Below are 17268 nucleotides of genomic sequence, written 5' to 3'. Positions count from 1 at the left end.
TATTGTTACAGCGCTCTAGGCAAACCCTTTAGTTTCAGGCATATAATTTGCTTAAGTTTGGCGCCCCGGCGCCCTGTAGTGGATGGCGCATGTGCGCCGGCGAATAAGGTGTTAAGCCCCTGCCATGAAACCATCGCTAGTCTTGAGAATGGGCCAGCAGCTGACGATGACACCGCAGCTGCAACAGGCCATCCGCCTGCTCCAATTGTCGACCCTGGACCTGCAACAGGAAATCCAGGAGGCCCTGGAGTCCAATCCGATGCTCGAACGCCAGGAAGAGGGCGACGACTTCGACAATTCCGATCCCTTGGCCGACAACGCCGAACAAAAGCCCAACACTGACATCCAGGAGCCCTCCTACCAGGAAAGCGCCCCGACGGTTGATAACCTCGATGAGGGTGACTGGAACGAGCGCATCCCCAACGAACTCCCCGTCGACACCGCCTGGGAAGACGTGTACCAGACCAGCGCCAGCAGCCTGCCCAGCAATGATGATGACGAGTGGGACTTCACCACCCGCACCTCGGCCGGCGAAAGCCTGCAGAGCCACTTGCTGTGGCAACTGAACCTGGCCCCGATGTCCGACACCGATCGCCTGATCGCCGTGACCCTGATCGACTGCATCAACAATCAGGGCTATCTGGACGAGACGCTCGAGGAAATCCTCGAAGCCTTCGACCCGGAACTGGACATCGAACTGGATGAAATCGAAGCCGTCCTGCACCGCATCCAGCAATTCGAGCCTGCCGGCATCGGCGCTCGCAATCTCGGCGAATGCCTGCTCCTGCAATTGCGCCAGTTGCCGGCCAAAACGCCTTGGCTGGCCGAAGCCAAACGATTGGTCACCGATTACATCGATCTGCTGGGCAGCCGCGACTACAGCCAGCTGATGCGTCGCATGAAGCTCAAGGAAGATGAGCTGCGCCAGGTGATCGAATTGGTCCAGAGCCTCAACCCGCGCCCTGGCTCGCAGATCGAGTCCACCGAAGCCGAGTACGTCGTCCCTGACGTCATCGTGCGCAAGGACAACGAGCGCTGGCTGGTGGAGCTCAATCAAGAGTCGGTGCCACGGCTGCGGGTCAATGCCCAATACGCCGGTTTCGTGCGCCGCGCCGACACCAGCGCCGACAATACCTTCATGCGCAATCAGTTGCAGGAGGCCCGCTGGTTCATCAAGAGCCTGCAAAGCCGCAATGAAACCCTGATGAAGGTTGCCACCCAGATCGTCGAGCATCAGCGCGGCTTTCTGGAGTACGGCGACGAAGCCATGAAGCCGCTCGTCCTGCATGACATCGCCGAAGCGGTCGGCATGCATGAGTCGACGATTTCACGGGTGACCACCCAGAAGTTCATGCACACCCCCCGGGGCATTTATGAACTGAAGTACTTTTTTTCCAGTCACGTAAGCACCTCCGAAGGCGGCGAATGCTCGTCCACGGCGATCCGCGCGATCATCAAAAAACTGGTTGCAGCGGAAAATCAGAAAAAGCCGTTGAGTGACAGCAAGATCGCTGGTTTACTGGAGGCACAAGGCATTCAGGTGGCTCGCCGCACCGTCGCCAAGTACCGCGAATCCCTCGGGATCGCGCCTTCGAGCGAACGCAAGCGGTTGATGTAGAGCCACGCCACAGCGTTCCAGTGGTAGATCATCTGATCTACCGCTTTATGCACTGGCAACGAAGGAGAAGCTGTATGCAAGTCAACATCAGTGGACACCAACTGGAAGTGACCGAACCTCTTCGCACCTACATCGGCGAAAAACTCGAACGATTGGAGCGACATTTCGACAAGATCACTAATGTGCAGGTCACGATGACCGTCGAAAAACTGAAGCAGAAAATCGAAGCCACGCTGCATATTCCCGGGAATGAAGTGGTCGCCAACGCGGAACATACCGATATGTACGCCGCGATCGACGCACTCACCGACAAGCTGGATAAACAACTCAAAAAGCATAAGGAAAAGACCCAGAGCCTCCTCCAGGGCGCAACCGGTCGTTAACACTCCCTACCCATGATCCGACTTGAAAGTATCCTGACCCCCGGCCGTTCCCTGGTGAACGTGCCGGGAGGCAGTAAAAAGAAAGCCCTCGAACAAATTGCCAATCTGATCGCCCGCGAAGTGCCGGCCCTGGAGATGCAAGATGTCTTCGAGGCACTGATCGCCCGTGAAAAACTCGGCTCCACCGGGTTTGGCAATGGCATCGCTATTCCACATTGCCGTCTCAAGGGCTGCGTTTCGCCCATCAGTGCATTGATGCACCTGGACGCCCCTATCGATTTCGACGCCATCGATGGCGCGCCGGTTGACCTGCTGTTCGTGCTGCTGGTCCCGGAAGCCGCCACCGATGCGCACCTTGAGCTGCTGCGACAGATCGCCAGCATGCTCGACCGCAAGGAAGTTCGCGAAAAGCTGCGTAGTGCGTCAAGCAACGAAGCCCTGTATCAGGTTGTCCTGGACGAGCAAAACGGTCAGTAATCATGCGCTTGATCATCGTCAGTGGCCGTTCCGGCTCAGGTAAAAGTACCGCCCTCGACGTTCTTGAGGACAACGGCTACTACTGCATCGACAACCTGCCCGCCGGTCTGCTGCCGGAGTTGGCCGAGCGCGCCCTGGTTCATACCGAGATGCTGCAGCCGCTGGTCGCCGTTTCCATTGACGCGCGTAACCTGCCCAGCCACCTGTCACGCTTCCCCGACCTGCTCGAGGAAGTCCGTGCCCGCCACATCCAGTGCGATGTGCTGTACCTGGACGCCGACGAAGAAACCCTGCTCAAGCGTTTCTCGGAAACCCGCCGACGCCACCCCCTAAGCAACGCCAACCGCTCGCTGGCCGAAGCCATCAACGTCGAAAGCGTCCTGCTCGGGCCGATTGCCGACCTTGCCGATCTCAAGATCAACACCACCAGCCTGAACCTGTATCAACTGCGCGATGCCATCAAACTGCGCCTGTTGAATCAGCCCGAGCCGGGGACTGCATTCCTGGTGGAGTCCTTCGGGTTCAAGCGCGGCATGCCGGTGGACGCCGACCTGGTGTTCGATGTGCGCTGCCTGCCCAACCCTTACTGGAAACCGGAATTGCGCGAGCAGTCCGGGCTCGATCAACCGGTTGCCGAATACCTGGCGGCACAGCCGGATGTCGAAGAGATGTTCCAGGACATTTCCACATACCTGCTAAAGTGGCTGCCTCGTTTTGCCGCCAGCAACCGCGCCTACGTCACCATTGCCATTGGCTGCACTGGCGGACATCACCGTTCCGTCTACCTGACCGAGCGTCTGGGGCAGACGCTGCAACAATCCCTGAAGAACGTCCAGGTCCGCCACCGCGACCTCAGCTAAAGGATTCACATCGCGATGCCTGCTCTGGAAATCGAAATCATCAATAAACTGGGCCTGCACGCTCGCGCTTCTGCAAAATTCGTTGGGGTGGCGGGCCAGTTCCCGTGCCAGATCCGGGCCGGTCGTACACCAGAGTCCATGGTCGATGGCAAAAGCATCATGGCAATGATGATGCTGGCCGCCGGCAAAGGCACCACGATCCACTTGAGCACGGAAGGCGAACAGGAACAGGAAGCGCTGGATGCGTTGGTGGCGCTGATCAACAACTTCTTCGACGAAGGCGAATAACAGCTACAGAAAAGTAGATAGACCCAGCCATTGTAGGAGCGAGCCGGCTCCGGGCGGCGTTCCGACGATGGCGTCATCACTTTCAACTTCAATGTCGCCTGACATTCCGCTTCGCGAGCAGGCTCGCTCCTACAGGGGTTTGCCGCGTAGCCAATAAAAAAGGCGCGTCACCCAATGGGTGGCGCGCCTTCTGGCGAAACGGTCGAGGCTTAGCTGCCTGCCACTGTCATCCGCTCGATCAGCACGGAACCTGTGCGAATGTTGCTGCGCAACTCCAGATCATTACCCACGGCAACGATCTGTTTGAACATGTCGCGCATGTTGCCGGCGATGGTCACTTCCTGCACCGCGAACTGGATTTCACCGTTCTCGACCCAGTAACCCGCTGCACCACGGGAGTAATCGCCGGTCACCATGTTGAGGCCCTGCCCCATCAATTCAGTCACCAGCAAGCCACGCCCCATGCGCCGCAGCAAGGCGGCCTGGTCTTCGTCGCCATGGGTGACGAACAGGTTGTGCACGCCGCCGGCGTTGGCCGTGCTCGGCATGCCGAGCTTGCGGCCGGAATAGGTACCGAGGATGTACGACACCAACTCACCCTTTTCGACGAACGGTTTGGCGTAGGTTGCCAAACCATCACCGTCGAACGCTGCGCTGCCCATGGCACGCATCAGATGCGGACGCTCGTCGATGGTCAGCCACTCCGGAAATAGCTTCTGCCCGAGAGTGCCTTCAAGGAAGGACGACTTGCGATACAGGCTGCCGCCGGAAATCGCCGACAGGAAACTGCCGAACAGCCCCCCGGCCAACTCTGCGGAAAACAGCACCGGCACCTCGCAAGTGGGCACCGGACGCGCGCCCAGGCGGCTCGCCGCCCGTTGCGCGGCACGTTGGCCGATACTGACCGGATCGGCCAGCAGATTGCCCTGGCGGTTCACGTCGTACCAGTAATCGCGCTGCATCTGGCCGTCCGCTTCGGCGATCATCACGCAGCTCAAGCTGTGACGAGTCGATGCGTAACCGCCGATAAACCCGTGGCTATTGCCATAAACGCGGCAGCCCTGATGGGTGCTGAGGGTGGTGCCGTCGGCGTTCTTGATCCGGCTGTCGGCGGCAAACGCCGCGGCTTCGCAGGCCAGGGCCTGCTCGATGGCTTGCTCCGGAGTGATGTCCCATTGGTGGAACAGGTCGAAGTCCTGGATTTCCCGCGCCATCAGCGCGGCATCCGCCAGGCCCGAGGCTTCGTCTTCCGAAGTGTGCTTGGCGATTGCCAGTGCAGCGGCGACGGTTTCGCGAATCGCATCAGGACCGCTGGCCGAAGTGCTGGCCGAGCCTTTGCGCTGCCCCACGTACAAGGTGATGCCAAAACCCTGGTCGCGGTTGAACTCAACGGTTTCGACCTCACGCTGGCGCACCGAAGTCGACAAACCCTGCTCCAGCGACACCGCCACTTCACAGGCGCTGGCCCCCTGGCGCCTGGCTTCAGCGATGATCTGCTCGACTTGTTCCTGCAGTGCCGGCAACGCTTGTGGGCCGACGCTTTCAACTGCACTCATGCTGTTCTCCACTCAAATTCTGCTTTCGGTGACGGTCATCGAGCGACCGGGCCGGACAAGCGGCCCCCGACTGGTTATCATGGCGGCGTTTCTTTGCGGACGGCCACCATGGTTGATTCTTACGACGACTCCCTCGATACGGGAGAAAAAAGCAAATCCCAGGTCAAACGCGAGCTGCATGCTCTGGTTGACCTTGGCGAGCGCCTTACAACACTCAAGCCTGACTTGCTGGCAAAACTGCCCTTGACCGACGGAATGCGTCGGGCTCTGGCCGATGCGCCCAAGCACACCGCGAACATCGCGCGTAAACGGCACCTTCAGTTCATCGGCAAACTGATGCGCGATCAGGACACTGCCGCCATTCTGGTTCTGCTCGATCAACTCGATGCCTCCACCCGTCAATACAACGAACGCTTCCATAACCTGGAACGCTGGCGCGATCGTCTGATCGCCGGCGACGATGCCGTTCTGGAAAAATTCGTCGTCGACTACCCGGACGCGGACCGCCAGCAATTGCGTTCCCTGATCCGTCAGGCCCAGCATGAGCTTGCGCAAAACAAGCCTCCTGCTTCCAGCCGTAAAATCTTCAAGTACATCCGTGAGCTGGACGAGACTCAACGCGGTCTGCGTTAATTCTCGAATCGGGTGAGCTGCCTCGCAGCTCACCCGCAGCCTCACCTCTTACGAACCCGTGCCACCCACGGTGATCGCATCAATCTTCAGCGTTGGCTGGCCGACACCCACCGGCACCGACTGCCCATCCTTGCCACACGTGCCCACGCCGCTGTCCAGCGCCAGATCATTACCGACCATCGACACCTTGCTCATGGCTTCCGGCCCGTTGCCGATCAGGGTCGCGCCCTTGACCGGAGCGGTGATCTTGCCGTCCTCGATCAGGTACGCCTCGCTGGTGGAGAACACGAACTTGCCGCTGGTGATGTCCACCTGACCGCCACCCAGGTTGGCGCAGTAGATGCCGCGCTTCACCGAGGCGATGATTTCCGCCGGATCGCTTTCGCCGGCAAGCATGTAGGTGTTGGTCATGCGCGGCATCGGCAGGTGCGCGTAGGATTCGCGACGGCCGTTACCGGTGCGTGCCACGCCCATCAGGCGGGCATTGAGCTTGTCCTGCATGTAGCCTTTGAGTACGCCGTTTTCGATCAGCGTGGTGCACTCGGTCGGTGTGCCTTCGTCGTCGACGCTCAATGAGCCACGGCGGCCGGCCAGGGTGCCGTCATCGACAATGGTGCACAGCTTCGATGCAACCATCTCGCCCATGCGCCCGCTATAAGCCGAACTGCCCTTGCGGTTGAAATCGCCTTCCAGACCATGACCGACGGCTTCGTGCAGCAGCACGCCCGACCAGCCGGAACCGAGCACCACCGGCAAGGTACCGGCCGGTGCCGGAATGGCTTCGAGGTTGACCAGCGCCTGACGCAACGCTTCACGGGCATAGCCCATGGCGCGGTCTTCGCCGAGGAAATAACGGTAATCGGTCCGCCCGCCACCACCATGACCACCGCGCTCGCGGCGGCCGTTCTGCTCGACGATCACGCTGACGTTGAAACGCACCAGCGGGCGCACATCCGCCGCCAGACCGCCGTCAGTGGAAGCCACCAGAATCCGTTCCCAGACACCGGCCATGCTCACGGTGACCTGCTGGATGCGCGGGTCGAGGGCGCGGGTCGCGGCGTCGACTCGCTTGAGCAGATCGACTTTCTCCGCACGGGTCAGCACTTCCAGGGGATTGTCCGGCGCATACAACTGCGCGACATCCTGGCTGGTGAATGCCTGCACGGTGCCATTCTGGCCAGCGCGGGAGATCGAACGGGCGGCCCGAGCCGCCGTGCCAAGGGCTTCCAGGGTGATGGCATTGCTGTAGGCAAAACCGGTTTTTTCGCCCGATTGCGCACGCACGCCCACACCCTGGTCAAGGTTGAAGCTGCCTTCCTTGACGATGCCGTCTTCCAGCGCCCAGGACTCGGAGATCTGCCCCTGGAAATACAGGTCGGCCGCATCGATGCCCGGCCCGGCCAGATCGCCGAGCACGCCTTGCAGGCTCTCGATCGTGACGCCACCGGGCGCCAGCAGGTGTTCACTGACTGAGGACAACAACTCGCTCATATGCTTTACGCCTTAAATTCGTCGTTCTGATGCAGGTCGCTGGGCGCCCTGCGAGAAAAAGCGCCGGTGACTGGACACCGGCATCCGCGCCCGGATGGACGCCTGTTCGCTGCTGTCGCGTTCGGCCAGCAGCACGGCCTCGCCTTGATCCTGTTGCGCCAGCACACGGCCCCACGGGTCGATGATGGCGGCATGCCCAAAGGTTTCCCGCGGCCCCGGATGCGTCCCACCCTGGGCGGCCGCGAGCACATAACATTGTGTCTCGATGGCCCGTGCGCGAATCAGCACATCCCAATGCGCCGCGCCGGTTACAGCGGTGAACGCCGATGGTGCGGTAATCAGCTCCGCGCCGGCTGCGCGCAATTCGCTGTACAGCTCCGGAAAGCGCAGGTCATAGCAGACCGTCAGGCCAACCCGCCCAACCGGTGTGTCCGCCACCACGACCCCACTGCCATAAGCATAGTCATCGGATTCACGATAACGGCCGCGATTGTCCGCCACGTCGACGTCGAACAGATGCAGTTTGTCGTAGCGCGCCACCGTTTCGCCCTGATCATCGACCAGCAACGAACAGGCATGCACCTTGGCCGCCGGTTGATCCACCGGCGGCAACGGCAACGTGCCGGCCACAATCCATAACTTGAGGTCGCGTGCGGTCTGTTTCAACCACGGCAGGATCGGGCCTTCGCCCAGCGCTTCGGCGCGCCCGATGTCGGCAATGTCGCGCCGGCCCATGGCGGCGAAGTTTTCCGGCAATACCGCCAGTTTCGCGCCACCGGCGGCCGCTTGCTCGAGCAGTCGACGGGCCTGGGCCAGGTTGGCCAGCACATCGCTCTGGCTGACCATTTGAATCACCGCTACAGACATGGCGCACTCCTGGAATCGTATGCGGCCATGCTACTCCATAGACTTGCCGAGCGCCTTTTCAAAAGGATCTCAAAAAGCCTTGTCGAAGGTAATCTTCGGTTCTTTCCACGACCCTTTGACGGTGTACTTCACACTGGCGAAACGGGCGACCCGGTCACCGATCAGCTTGTCGATCAGGAACAGCGCCCCGCCGACCGCGGGTGCACCGACGATCAGTGCGGCAATCGGCAAGTTATTGGTCAGCGGTAAGGTCACCATCAATTTCGCATCAATCTGATCGGCTACCATGTTCAAGGTACCGTTGAGTTCAATGGTGCTCGACGGGCCTGTCAGCTGGATCGGCTCACGGGTGACATACACACCATTCGTCCCGACCAGCAGTCCCTTGACCCGGTCATAACTCAGGCCCTTGCCGAACAGGTCGGAGAAATCCAGGCGCAGGCGCCGGCCGATGGAGTTGAAGTTGAGCAATCCAAACACCCGCAGCGCCTGGGCACTGCCCTCGACCTCGACGAACTGGCCCTGATTGAGCGTCGCATCGAGCGTACCGGAGAAACGTTTGGTCGCCACCCAGGCCGGCGAGCCGGGCCAGCGGCCATCAACGTCCATATAAAAGTCCTGGCTGGTGACGCTCGGCGCAAAACCCCAGCCCTTGAGCACATCGGCCACGTTCTTGCCGCTGATACGGCCCTTGTACCAGCTGTTGCTGGCGCCAGGCACGCCTTCCCAGCCACCGCTGCCCACCAACAGCATGCCCTTGAGGCCCAGATCCAGCGAGTTGAACACGATGCCCTTGGGCGTCGGACGAATCTTCAGCGACCAGCCCCCCACCAGATCCTGCCCCTGGAATAGCTGATTGATGGTGATATCCATCGCGGGGATTTTCGTCGGGTCCACTGACGCCAGCGGATCCGGCGAGTTTTCATCGGCCAGCACGGTCGGGTCCGGCGCGGGCAGGCGCACGGTTTGCAGATTGATCGTGATTGGCGTGGCCTTCGAATCGGGAAGGTTGGCACTGCCCTTGATCTGCTGGCTGTCGAGTTGCAGCGCCCAGGCGGAAGGCTTGCGCGCCAGCTGGATCGAAGCCTGATCGAGGGTGGTGCCAATACCGCTGAGCTTGCCGACCTGGAAATCCGCGCCGCTGAGCAATTGCCTGGCGCTACCGCCGGGGTCTTGCCCGGCGTATCTGTCCACCAGATCCTTCCACGGGCCAACGTCCAGTTCCGACAGCACGCCCCGTATCCGCAGGCCTTTGGCGCCAGGCAACACGGCGTCGCCGCCACCGAGGGACAATTCCCCGCGACCATCGGCGAAATTGCTGGCCGGTGCCGCGAACGTGAAACTCGCCAGGTCCCCGTAGTTGAGCCAATAGCGCCGCTCGTCGCCCTGCAAGGTCATGCGGAACGTCGTGTCGCGTCCAGCCTCGGAGGTGATGCCGAACGGTGCAGGCAAATCGACGGCCACGCCCCTGAGGCTGGAATTGACCATCAACTGGCTGTCTGCACCGTCCAGGGTCAGTTGCAGTTGATACGGGATCACGCCGCTCACCGGCAGAGGCTGGGTCACCTTCAGCCAGTCGGTCAGTTTCTTGACCTCGACCTGGCCCGACGCGGTCACCCGGGTATTGAGTTTACCCGGGCTGCCATCGGCAAAAATCTGTGCAGTGACCGGCTTTTCGAATGCCCGTGCGCGGATGTTCTGCCCGCTCAAGCCTTTGCCGCTGTCGAAACGGAAATCACCTTTTAGCTGGGTCAGTTCCAGCACAGGATCGACCAGTTTCAAGCGTGCCTTGGCGGTCTTGAAATCGACGAGGATCTTCGGCTCCTCGCCTTTTGCCAGGGGAATATCCAGCTTCAACTTGCCTTGCAGGTCACCCTCGCCTTCCCAGCCGGCAAAGGTTGCCCCGGTGCCGATCGGTGCTTCCTGGAGGATTTTCAGGCCATCGCCCAAACCACCGGCAAATCCGCCATCGAGGAACAAATGAACGTTCTGCCCGTCCGGCACATGGGGAATGTTGACGTAGATATCGTTGACCTGGGTGTCGAGCAATTGGCCCTTGCTGGCCAGAATCCGCACGCCGCTGTCTTCGACAAACACATCGCCGCTGACCTTGCTGACATGGGGCCAGCCCGGCTGGAAAGCCAGTTCGGCATCGTGAACCTTGAAATACAGGCTGATGCTGCGATCGACGTCCGCGGCACCGTGGTTGAGCGAACCTTGATACTGGAAGAAGCCTTGATCCACCGCGCCCTTGAGTATCGCCGTGCGCAGCCATTCGTCCAGCGCCGGGCTGAGGACTGTCGGCAAGTACTTGGCGGTATAGCGACCATCGCCGTCCACCAGGCCGACCCGCAGGTCCATGTAGTCTTCCTGTGTGTGATCGAAATGCAGGCGAATCAGGAAGTCGCCGGCGATCTTGCCTTCCTCGCCCAGCACTTTCAGATACGGCGCGATCAGGGTGAAACTTTCTTTATCGAGTTTCCAGGTCAGCCGCGCATTGGCCTGAATGTACTGCCACGGCTTGGCGAAAATCGGGTCCAGGTGCAGCATGAAATCCTTACTGTCCATGCGCAGCTCGCCTTGCCCCAGGTCACCGCTGATGCTGCCGCTGACATTTCGGGCCGCCGGCGCACCGTGATAAGCATCGAAGCCTACCTGGTCGAGGTTGGCGGCAAAGCCGAACTTGCTGTCGTCAGTGGCATTGGGGCGGAAGTCGACCAGCACGTCGCGCAGGCCACCCGTGACCTTGAGCCGCTCGACGACCGTGGCTAAACCTTCTGGCAACGGCGCCAGCGCGTTGAGCAGCGGGGTCAGCGGAGTGAGATCAACCCGGTCGGCTTGCAGGTGCCAGAGCTCTTCGGTTTTATCAGTCGCGGCGCGTTGCGTGAGCTGCAAATGCGTTTCCCAGCGGGTTTCGCCGAGGTTCATCGCCAGGGAATCCAGAGTCACTGTCGCGCCTTCGGCACTGCGCTGGAAGTATCCATTGAGCGCCAGGTTGTTGATCTGGATCGGCTTGCGCTCGGTGTAGGCACCCTTGAGTTGTGGCGCGTTCAAGCGCACCGCAGCGCTTTGCAAGGTGCCTTTACCCCAGGTCACCCACAGCTCGCCGCCGGCCTTGATTTCGGAAAAATTCCACTGTTGGGTCAGACTTTCAGGCAACCACTTCGACCAGTCGCTTTGCGGCAGGCTCAGGTAGACCTCGGCTTCACCGTCCTTCCATTCGCTGGCTCGAATACGAGTACGCAGACTCATGGCTACCGGTTGCCCGTCAGGCAGGGTCAGCCGTGCGTCGAGCCGCTGCCGCGACGCCCCGATTTTCAGATTCAGACCGACATAAGTCAGGGTCAGCGGTGATTCGCCAAATGGCTGCAAGGTCACCTGGCTGTCGAGCACCGACAGTTGCTGGAGCAGCTGCATCTGATTGAGCAGTTGCTCCGGATCGGCGGGCTGGTCCTGCCGCACCGGCAAACCTTCCAGCGCCCACTGACCGTCCTCAGCTTGCTTGAGGTTGATCTTCAGGCCACTGAATTCCAGATGAGCGATGCGTACCTGACGAGCCAACAGGCTGGCCCAAAGGTCCGGTACCGCGCGCACCTGATCCAGGCGCAAGGCATTGGCGCCCTCGCCGACCGTCACGTCGCGGGCCATCAATATGGGGGCGAATCCACTCCAGTTGCCTTCGAGCTCGCCGATCTGCAACGGCATGCCCAAGGCATCGCTGGCTTTGGTTTCGATGTCGGCACGGTACTCGGCGACTAACGGAGTCAGCTCCCGGCCAAGGCTGACATAGAGCGCCATCAACACCAAAACCAACGCGCACAGGCCCAGACCCCAGCGGGTCAGTGCGGCCAAAATGCGTGTCAGACGATCCATGTCAGGTGGCTCCCATGGCAAAAGTTTTGCAAAAAGCTGAGGCCAGCCATTCTCGAACGATCAAGACGAAACGCTTCAGAGCAGCACCACGTCGTATTGTTCCTGGGAATACATGGTTTCGACCTGAAAGCGGATGGTGCGCCCGATAAACCCTTCCAATTCGGCAACGTTGCCCGACTCTTCGTCGAGCAGGCGGTCCACCACTTTCTGGTTTGCCAATACACGATAGCCTTCCGCCTGATAGGCGCGAGCCTCGCGCAGGATTTCACGGAAGATTTCGTAGCAAACGGTTTCCGGGGTCTTGAGCTTGCCCCGTCCCTGACAGGCATTGCACGGCTCGCACAGCACTTGTTCAAGGCTTTCGCGGGTGCGCTTGCGGGTCATCTGCACCAGGCCCAACTCGGTGATACCGATGATGTTGGTCTTGGCGTGATCGCGCTCCAGTTGCTTTTCGAGGGTACGCAACACCTGGCGCTGGTGTTCTTCATCTTCCATGTCGATGAAGTCGATGATGATGATTCCGCCCAGGTTACGCAGGCGTAATTGACGGGCGATGGCCGTCGCGGCTTCAAGGTTGGTCTTGAAGATGGTCTCTTCGAGATTGCGATGGCCGACGAACGCCCCGGTATTGACGTCGATGGTGCTCATCGCTTCCGCCGGATCGACCACCAGATAACCGCCGGACTTGAGCGGGACCTTGCGCTCGAGGGCCTTCTGGATTTCGTCTTCGACGCCATACAGGTCGAAAATCGGCCGCTCGCCCGGGTAATGCTCCAGACGGTCGGCAATCTCGGGCATCAGTTCGGCGACGAATTGCGTGGTTTTCTGGAAGGTTTCCCGGGAGTCGATGCGGATCTTCTCGATCTTCGGGCTCACAAGGTCACGCAGGGTGCGCAGCGCCAGACCGAGGTCTTCGTAGATCACGCTGGGCGCACTGATGGTTTTGATCTGGGCGTTGATCTGGTCCCAGAGCCGGCGCAGGTAACGGATGTCCATGAGGATTTCATCGGCGCCGGCACCTTCGGCTGCCGTGCGCAGGATGAAACCGCCGGCCTCCTTGATCCCTTCCTTGGCCACGCAGTCGGTGACCACTTGCTTGAGGCGTTCGCGCTCGGCCTCGTCTTCGATCTTCAGGGAAATGCCGACATGGGCCGTGCGTGGCATGTACACCAGGTAACGCGAAGGGATCGACAGTTGAGTCGTCAGGCGCGCGCCTTTGGAACCGATCGGGTCCTTGGTCACTTGCACCACCAGGCTCTGGCCTTCGTGCACCAGTGCACTGATGCTCTCGACCGCCGGGCCTTCGCGCAGGGAAATTTCCGACGCATGAATGAACGCGGCACGGTCCAGGCCGATATCGACGAATGCCGCCTGCATTCCCGGCAACACCCGCACGACTTTGCCTTTATAGATGTTGCCGACGATCCCGCGCTTTTGCGTACGCTCGACGTGGACCTCTTGCAGGACACCGTTTTCGACCACCGCCACGCGCGACTCCATCGGCGTGATGTTGATCAGAATCTCTTCACTCATGGCAGGGTCTCGTTCAGGCATGTTCACGATAATGGCCGCATCTGTTCAGAACGTTGTTTGGTATGCGTTCCGGGGTTGCCAACAGGGTATGCCGAAATGGCCGAGCAGTTCCGCGGTTTCGCAAAGCGGCAGTCCGACCACCGCTGAATAACTTCCATCGAGCCCGGCGACAAACACCGCACCCAGTCCTTGAATGCCATAACCGCCCGCCTTGTCCTGTGGTTCGCCGCTGGCCCAGTAGGCCACGGCTTCTTCACGACTGATATCCCGAAAACGCACGCGACTGGTGACAACCCGGGATTCGCAACGCTCGCCATCGAGCACGGCAATCGCGGTCAGGACTTCATGCTCACACCCTGACAGCATCATCAGCATGGCGCACGCATCCACTTGATCAACCGGTTTGCCGAGAATTTTTCCATCGAGCACCACGGCGGTATCGGCGCCGAGCACGCAGAACGGTTCGTCAGACACGACGCCGCCGCGCCCGGCTTCGGCCTTGCCGCGCGCCAGGCGCTCGACATAAGCCGACGGGGATTCTTGAGCCAAGGGAGTTTCATCGATGTCCGCGCTGATGGCACAGAACGGAACGCCGATCTGCGTGAGCAATTCACGTCGACGCGGCGAACCAGAGGCGAGGTACAACCGTTTCATCAAGACCTCTCCCTGTCCAATGCCTGAGCGAATTAATTGATTTTGTAGCGCCGACGCAGTCCGCGCAAACCGAAACTGACCCAGGGCCAGAGCAATGCGCTGACCAGTGCCGGCAGCACCAGCGCCAGCGTCGGCTGGCGATTGCCGGTCAAGGCGCTGAGCCACAGCTGTACAAGCTGGGCGAGGCCGAAGATCACCAGGATCACCAGGCTCTGCTGCCACATCGGGAACATCCGCAGGCGTTGCTGCAGCGCCAGCACCAGATAGGTGATGAGCGTCAGGATCAAGGCATTCTGACCCAGCAAGGTACCGTAGAGCACGTCTTCAGCCAGCCCCAGGCAAAACGCCGTCACCATCCCGACGGTCTGCGGCAGGTTCAACGCCCAGAATGCCAGCAACAAAGCCAGCCACAGCGGGCGCAGGATTTCCATGAATTGCGGCAGAGGTGAAACGCTCAACAGCAGGCCGACGGCGAACGTCAGCCAGACTATCCAGCCGTTTCGGGATGCTTTTACACCGCCCATTATTCTCTCCCCACTGGAGTGGCCGGCGCGGAGACTGGCGGTTTGGCGGCAGGCTTCGCGGCAGCGGGTTGCGCCGCCGGCGGTTTAGCTGCCGCAGGCTTGGCTGGCGCGGTGACTGGCTTGGCTGGCGCGGTGGCCGCAGGCGCCGCCGTGACAGGAATCGCCGGTGCGGCGGCCGGTGTAGCGGGGGCCGTGGGGCTGACCAGTTTCGGAACCGTCGCCGGAATGGTCGGCCCACCGCCCTGTGCATCCAGGCTTTCCTGGGCCTGGGCGGCAGCGTTGACGCGCTCTTCGGCAGTCCGGTTGTCGCTGAACACCAGCAGCAGGTAACGGCTACGGTTCAAGGCGGCGGTCGGGACGGCGCGGACAATGGCAAACGGCTGGCCGGAATCGTGAATCACTTCCTTGACCGTCGCCACCGGATAACCCGCCGGGAAACGCTGACCGAGGCCGGAGCTGACCAGCAAGTCGCCTTCCTTGATGTCAGCGGTATCGGCCACATGCCGCAACTCGAGACGCTCCGGGTTGCCGGTGCCGCTGGCGATCGCCCGCAAACCGTTACGGTTCACCTGCACCGGAATGCTGTGGGTGGTATCGGTCAGCAGCAGGACTCGGGAGGTGTAAGGCATCAACTCGACCACCTGGCCCATCAGGCCACGGGCATCGAGTACCGGTTGACCGAGGACCACGCCGTCGCGCTCACCTTTATTGATGATGATGCGATGGGTGAAGGGATTGGGATCCATGCCGATCAACTCGGCCACTTCGACCTTCTCGTTGACCAGTGCCGAAGAGTTGAGCAACTCGCGCAACCGGACGTTCTGCTCGGTCAGGGCGGCAAGCTTCTGCATGCGCCCCTGCAACAGCAGGTTCTCGGTCTTGAGTTTTTCGTTTTCGGCGACGAGCTCGGTCCGGCTGCCAAACTGACTGGCAACGCCTTCCCACAGTCGTCCGGGCAGGTCGGTGATCCAGTAGGCATCCATCAGCACCAGCGACATCTGGCTGCGTGCAGGCTTGAGCAGACTGAAACGGGCATCGACCACCATCAGCGCGACCGATAGCACGACCAGCACCAACAGGCGCACGCCCAGTGAAGGGCCCTTGGTGAAAAGCGGTTTAATAAGCCGCTCCTCCCAGGCAAATGTTCTGTTTATTCATACGGCGGCAATCCGGCCTGGATGCAGACTGACAGAAGATAAACGCGAACAGGCAGCACTGCAAAGTGCCGCCTGCGCGCTCAACAGCATAGAGGCAATCCGGCGACTTATTCGCTGGAAAGCAGGTCCATGGTGTGTTTATCCATCATTTCCAATGCACGGCCACCGCCGCGAGCAACGCAGGTCAGCGGGTCTTCGGCAACGATCACCGGCAGACCGGTTTCCTGGGCCAGCAATTTGTCCAGGTCACGCAGCAGGGCACCACCACCGGTCAGCACCAGGCCACGCTCGGCGATGTCGGAAGCCAGTTCCGGCGGCGATTGCTCCAGGGCGCTTTTCACGGCCTGAACGATGGTTGCCAGGGACTCTTGCAGAGCTTCCAGCACTTCGTTGGAGTTCAGGGTGAATGCCCGTGGAACGCCTTCGGCCAGGTTACGGCCGCGAACGTCGACTTCGCGAACTTCGCCGCCCGGGTAGGCCGTACCGATTTCCTGCTTGATGCGCTCGGCGGTGGACTCACCGATCAGGCTGCCGTAGTTGCGACGCACGTAGGTGATGATCGCTTCATCGAAGCGGTCGCCGCCAACGCGCACGGATTCGGCGTAAACCACACCGTTCAGGGAGATCAGTGCGATTTCAGTGGTACCGCCACCGATATCCACGACCATCGAACCGCGGGCTTCTTCTACCGGCAGGCCGGCACCGATCGCAGCAGCCATTGGCTCTTCGATCAGGAACACTTCACGGGCACCGGCACCGAGCGCCGATTCACGGATTGCACGACGCTCAACCTGAGTGGATTTGCACGGAACGCAGATCAACACGCGAGGGCTAGGCTGCAGGAAGCTGTTTTCGTGAACCTTGTTGATGAAGTACTGCAGCATTTTTTCGCAAACGCTGAAGTCGGCGATCACGCCGTCCTTCATCGGACGAATGGCAGCAATGTTGCCCGGCGTACGGCCCAGCATGCGCTTGGCTTCGGTGCCGACAGCAACGACACTTTTCTGGTTACCGTGCGTCCGAATGGCTACAACAGAGGGCTCATTCAGGACGATACCGCGCTCGCGCACGTAAATAAGGGTGTTGGCAGTGCCCAGGTCAATGGAAAGATCGCTGGAAAACATGCCACGCAGTTTCTTGAACATGGGAAAGGGACCCTAGGCAACGCGTGGGTAAAAAAGTGCGGCAAACTCTAACAACGACAGGGATTTTGGGCAAGGCGCCAATATGTTAAATTGGCCGCTTTTCTGTGCACCAAGCCCCACAATCGCGGCCTTATGACCGTAGAAGTGCGGTAGTGTTCCGACAATCTAACACACGGACGCCGTCCGTTTTGTTTTCCACTGGAGAATCC

At 60.6% G+C, this 17268-nt stretch carries 15 protein-coding genes; 6 read left to right on the top strand and 9 right to left on the bottom strand.

Translation table 11 applies throughout. The features are described from left to right. Positions 1-124 precede the first annotated feature (124 nt). The 5 genes from AC3IX1_RS04280 (at position 125) to AC3IX1_RS04260 (ending at position 3626) form a co-directional block, all read left to right on the top strand. Positions 125-1618, top strand: a complete 1494-nt coding sequence (locus AC3IX1_RS04280) for an RNA polymerase factor sigma-54 (RefSeq protein WP_015093497.1) — start codon at positions 125-127, stop codon at positions 1616-1618. A 74-nt stretch (positions 1619-1692) separates the two neighbouring features. Then, positions 1693-2001 carry a ribosome hibernation-promoting factor, HPF/YfiA family gene (gene hpf / locus AC3IX1_RS04275; protein ID WP_007941242.1) on the top strand — a complete coding sequence of 103 codons (309 nt, stop codon included), beginning with the start codon at positions 1693-1695 and terminating at the stop codon, positions 1999-2001. 12 nt (positions 2002-2013) lie between these two features. Beyond that, positions 2014-2478 (top strand): PTS IIA-like nitrogen regulatory protein PtsN, encoded by a 465-nt coding sequence (ptsN, locus tag AC3IX1_RS04270; RefSeq protein ID WP_489387247.1) that lies wholly within the window; start codon positions 2014-2016, stop codon positions 2476-2478. A gap of 2 nt (positions 2479-2480) precedes the next feature. Further along, the gene (gene rapZ, locus AC3IX1_RS04265; protein WP_489387246.1) at positions 2481-3338 is read left to right on the top strand and encodes an RNase adapter RapZ; all 858 of its coding nucleotides are present in this window, start codon (positions 2481-2483) and stop codon (positions 3336-3338) included. A gap of 15 nt (positions 3339-3353) precedes the next feature. Then, positions 3354-3626 (top strand): HPr family phosphocarrier protein, encoded by a 273-nt coding sequence (locus AC3IX1_RS04260; protein ID WP_007970256.1) that lies wholly within the window; start codon positions 3354-3356, stop codon positions 3624-3626. Between the two features lie 209 nt (positions 3627-3835). Here the strand turns inward: AC3IX1_RS04260 and pmbA are convergent, their stop codons facing one another. Beyond that, positions 3836-5182 carry a metalloprotease PmbA gene (pmbA, locus tag AC3IX1_RS04255; RefSeq protein WP_489387245.1) on the bottom strand — a complete coding sequence of 449 codons (1347 nt, stop codon included), beginning with the start codon at positions 5180-5182 and terminating at the stop codon, positions 3836-3838. Positions 5183-5290: 108 nt separating this feature from the next. Here pmbA and yjgA point away from each other — a divergent pair, with 108 nt between their 5' ends. Then, a complete protein-coding gene (gene yjgA, locus AC3IX1_RS04250; protein WP_008046139.1) occupies positions 5291-5815 on the top strand; it encodes a ribosome biogenesis factor YjgA in 525 nt (174 codons plus the stop codon). A gap of 48 nt (positions 5816-5863) precedes the next feature. Here yjgA and tldD read toward each other — a convergent pair whose 3' ends face one another. The 8 genes from tldD to mreB all read right to left on the bottom strand — a co-directional run bounded on the left by tldD (position 5864) and on the right by mreB (position 17059). Then, positions 5864-7306, bottom strand: a complete 1443-nt coding sequence (gene tldD / locus AC3IX1_RS04245) for a metalloprotease TldD (RefSeq protein ID WP_489387244.1) — start codon at positions 7304-7306, stop codon at positions 5864-5866. Positions 7307-7318: 12 nt separating this feature from the next. After that, positions 7319-8173 (bottom strand): carbon-nitrogen hydrolase family protein, encoded by an 855-nt coding sequence (locus AC3IX1_RS04240; RefSeq protein WP_489387243.1) that lies wholly within the window; start codon positions 8171-8173, stop codon positions 7319-7321. A 69-nt stretch (positions 8174-8242) separates the two neighbouring features. Beyond that, positions 8243-12046 carry a YhdP family protein gene (locus AC3IX1_RS04235; protein ID WP_489387242.1) on the bottom strand — a complete coding sequence of 1268 codons (3804 nt, stop codon included), beginning with the start codon at positions 12044-12046 and terminating at the stop codon, positions 8243-8245. A 75-nt stretch (positions 12047-12121) separates the two neighbouring features. Then, positions 12122-13579: a ribonuclease G gene (gene rng, locus AC3IX1_RS04230; RefSeq protein ID WP_008018726.1), complete on the bottom strand. Its 1458-nt coding sequence runs from the start codon at positions 13577-13579 to the stop codon at positions 12122-12124. A gap of 45 nt (positions 13580-13624) precedes the next feature. Beyond that, complete coding sequence (locus AC3IX1_RS04225) at positions 13625-14233, bottom strand: Maf family protein (protein ID WP_489387241.1); 609 nt, start codon at positions 14231-14233, stop codon at positions 13625-13627. A 32-nt stretch (positions 14234-14265) separates the two neighbouring features. Continuing rightward, positions 14266-14757 carry a rod shape-determining protein MreD gene (gene mreD / locus AC3IX1_RS04220; protein WP_489387240.1) on the bottom strand — a complete coding sequence of 164 codons (492 nt, stop codon included), beginning with the start codon at positions 14755-14757 and terminating at the stop codon, positions 14266-14268. Next, positions 14757-15878 carry a rod shape-determining protein MreC gene (mreC, locus tag AC3IX1_RS04215; RefSeq protein WP_489388685.1) on the bottom strand — a complete coding sequence of 374 codons (1122 nt, stop codon included), beginning with the start codon at positions 15876-15878 and terminating at the stop codon, positions 14757-14759. The genes mreD and mreC overlap by 1 nt, the downstream gene beginning before the upstream one ends. Before the next feature lie 143 nt (positions 15879-16021). Then, positions 16022-17059, bottom strand: coding sequence for a rod shape-determining protein MreB (gene mreB / locus AC3IX1_RS04210; RefSeq protein ID WP_002555108.1), 1038 nt, complete (start codon positions 17057-17059; stop codon positions 16022-16024). Between the last annotated feature and the right edge of the window lie 209 nt (positions 17060-17268).

The sequence above is a fragment of the Pseudomonas sp. KH_046_2 genome, from assembly GCF_057838985.1.
The sequence above is the reverse complement of the archived record's forward strand: the minus strand, read 5'-3'. Positions and strand labels throughout refer to the sequence as shown.

Excerpts from the sequence above, each read along its gene's own strand:
- ptsN (WP_489387247.1), top strand. The coding sequence starts at position 2,014 with ATGATCCGACTTGAAAGTATCCTGACCCCCGGCCGTTCCCTGGTGAAC.
- tldD (WP_489387244.1), bottom strand. The coding sequence starts at position 7,306 with ATGAGCGAGTTGTTGTCCTCAGTCAGTGAACACCTGCTGGCGCCCGGT.
- rapZ (WP_489387246.1), top strand. The coding sequence starts at position 2,481 with ATGCGCTTGATCATCGTCAGTGGCCGTTCCGGCTCAGGTAAAAGTACC.
- AC3IX1_RS04225 (WP_489387241.1), bottom strand. The coding sequence starts at position 14,233 with ATGAAACGGTTGTACCTCGCCTCTGGTTCGCCGCGTCGACGTGAATTG.
- AC3IX1_RS04235 (WP_489387242.1), bottom strand. The coding sequence starts at position 12,046 with ATGGATCGTCTGACACGCATTTTGGCCGCACTGACCCGCTGGGGTCTG.
- pmbA (WP_489387245.1), bottom strand. The coding sequence starts at position 5,182 with ATGAGTGCAGTTGAAAGCGTCGGCCCACAAGCGTTGCCGGCACTGCAG.
- AC3IX1_RS04260 (WP_007970256.1), top strand. The coding sequence starts at position 3,354 with ATGCCTGCTCTGGAAATCGAAATCATCAATAAACTGGGCCTGCACGCT.
- AC3IX1_RS04280 (WP_015093497.1), top strand. The coding sequence starts at position 125 with ATGAAACCATCGCTAGTCTTGAGAATGGGCCAGCAGCTGACGATGACA.
- AC3IX1_RS04240 (WP_489387243.1), bottom strand. The coding sequence starts at position 8,173 with ATGTCTGTAGCGGTGATTCAAATGGTCAGCCAGAGCGATGTGCTGGCC.
- hpf (WP_007941242.1), top strand. The coding sequence starts at position 1,693 with ATGCAAGTCAACATCAGTGGACACCAACTGGAAGTGACCGAACCTCTT.
- yjgA (WP_008046139.1), top strand. The coding sequence starts at position 5,291 with ATGGTTGATTCTTACGACGACTCCCTCGATACGGGAGAAAAAAGCAAA.
- rng (WP_008018726.1), bottom strand. The coding sequence starts at position 13,579 with ATGAGTGAAGAGATTCTGATCAACATCACGCCGATGGAGTCGCGCGTG.
- mreD (WP_489387240.1), bottom strand. The coding sequence starts at position 14,757 with ATGGGCGGTGTAAAAGCATCCCGAAACGGCTGGATAGTCTGGCTGACG.
- mreB (WP_002555108.1), bottom strand. The coding sequence starts at position 17,059 with ATGTTCAAGAAACTGCGTGGCATGTTTTCCAGCGATCTTTCCATTGAC.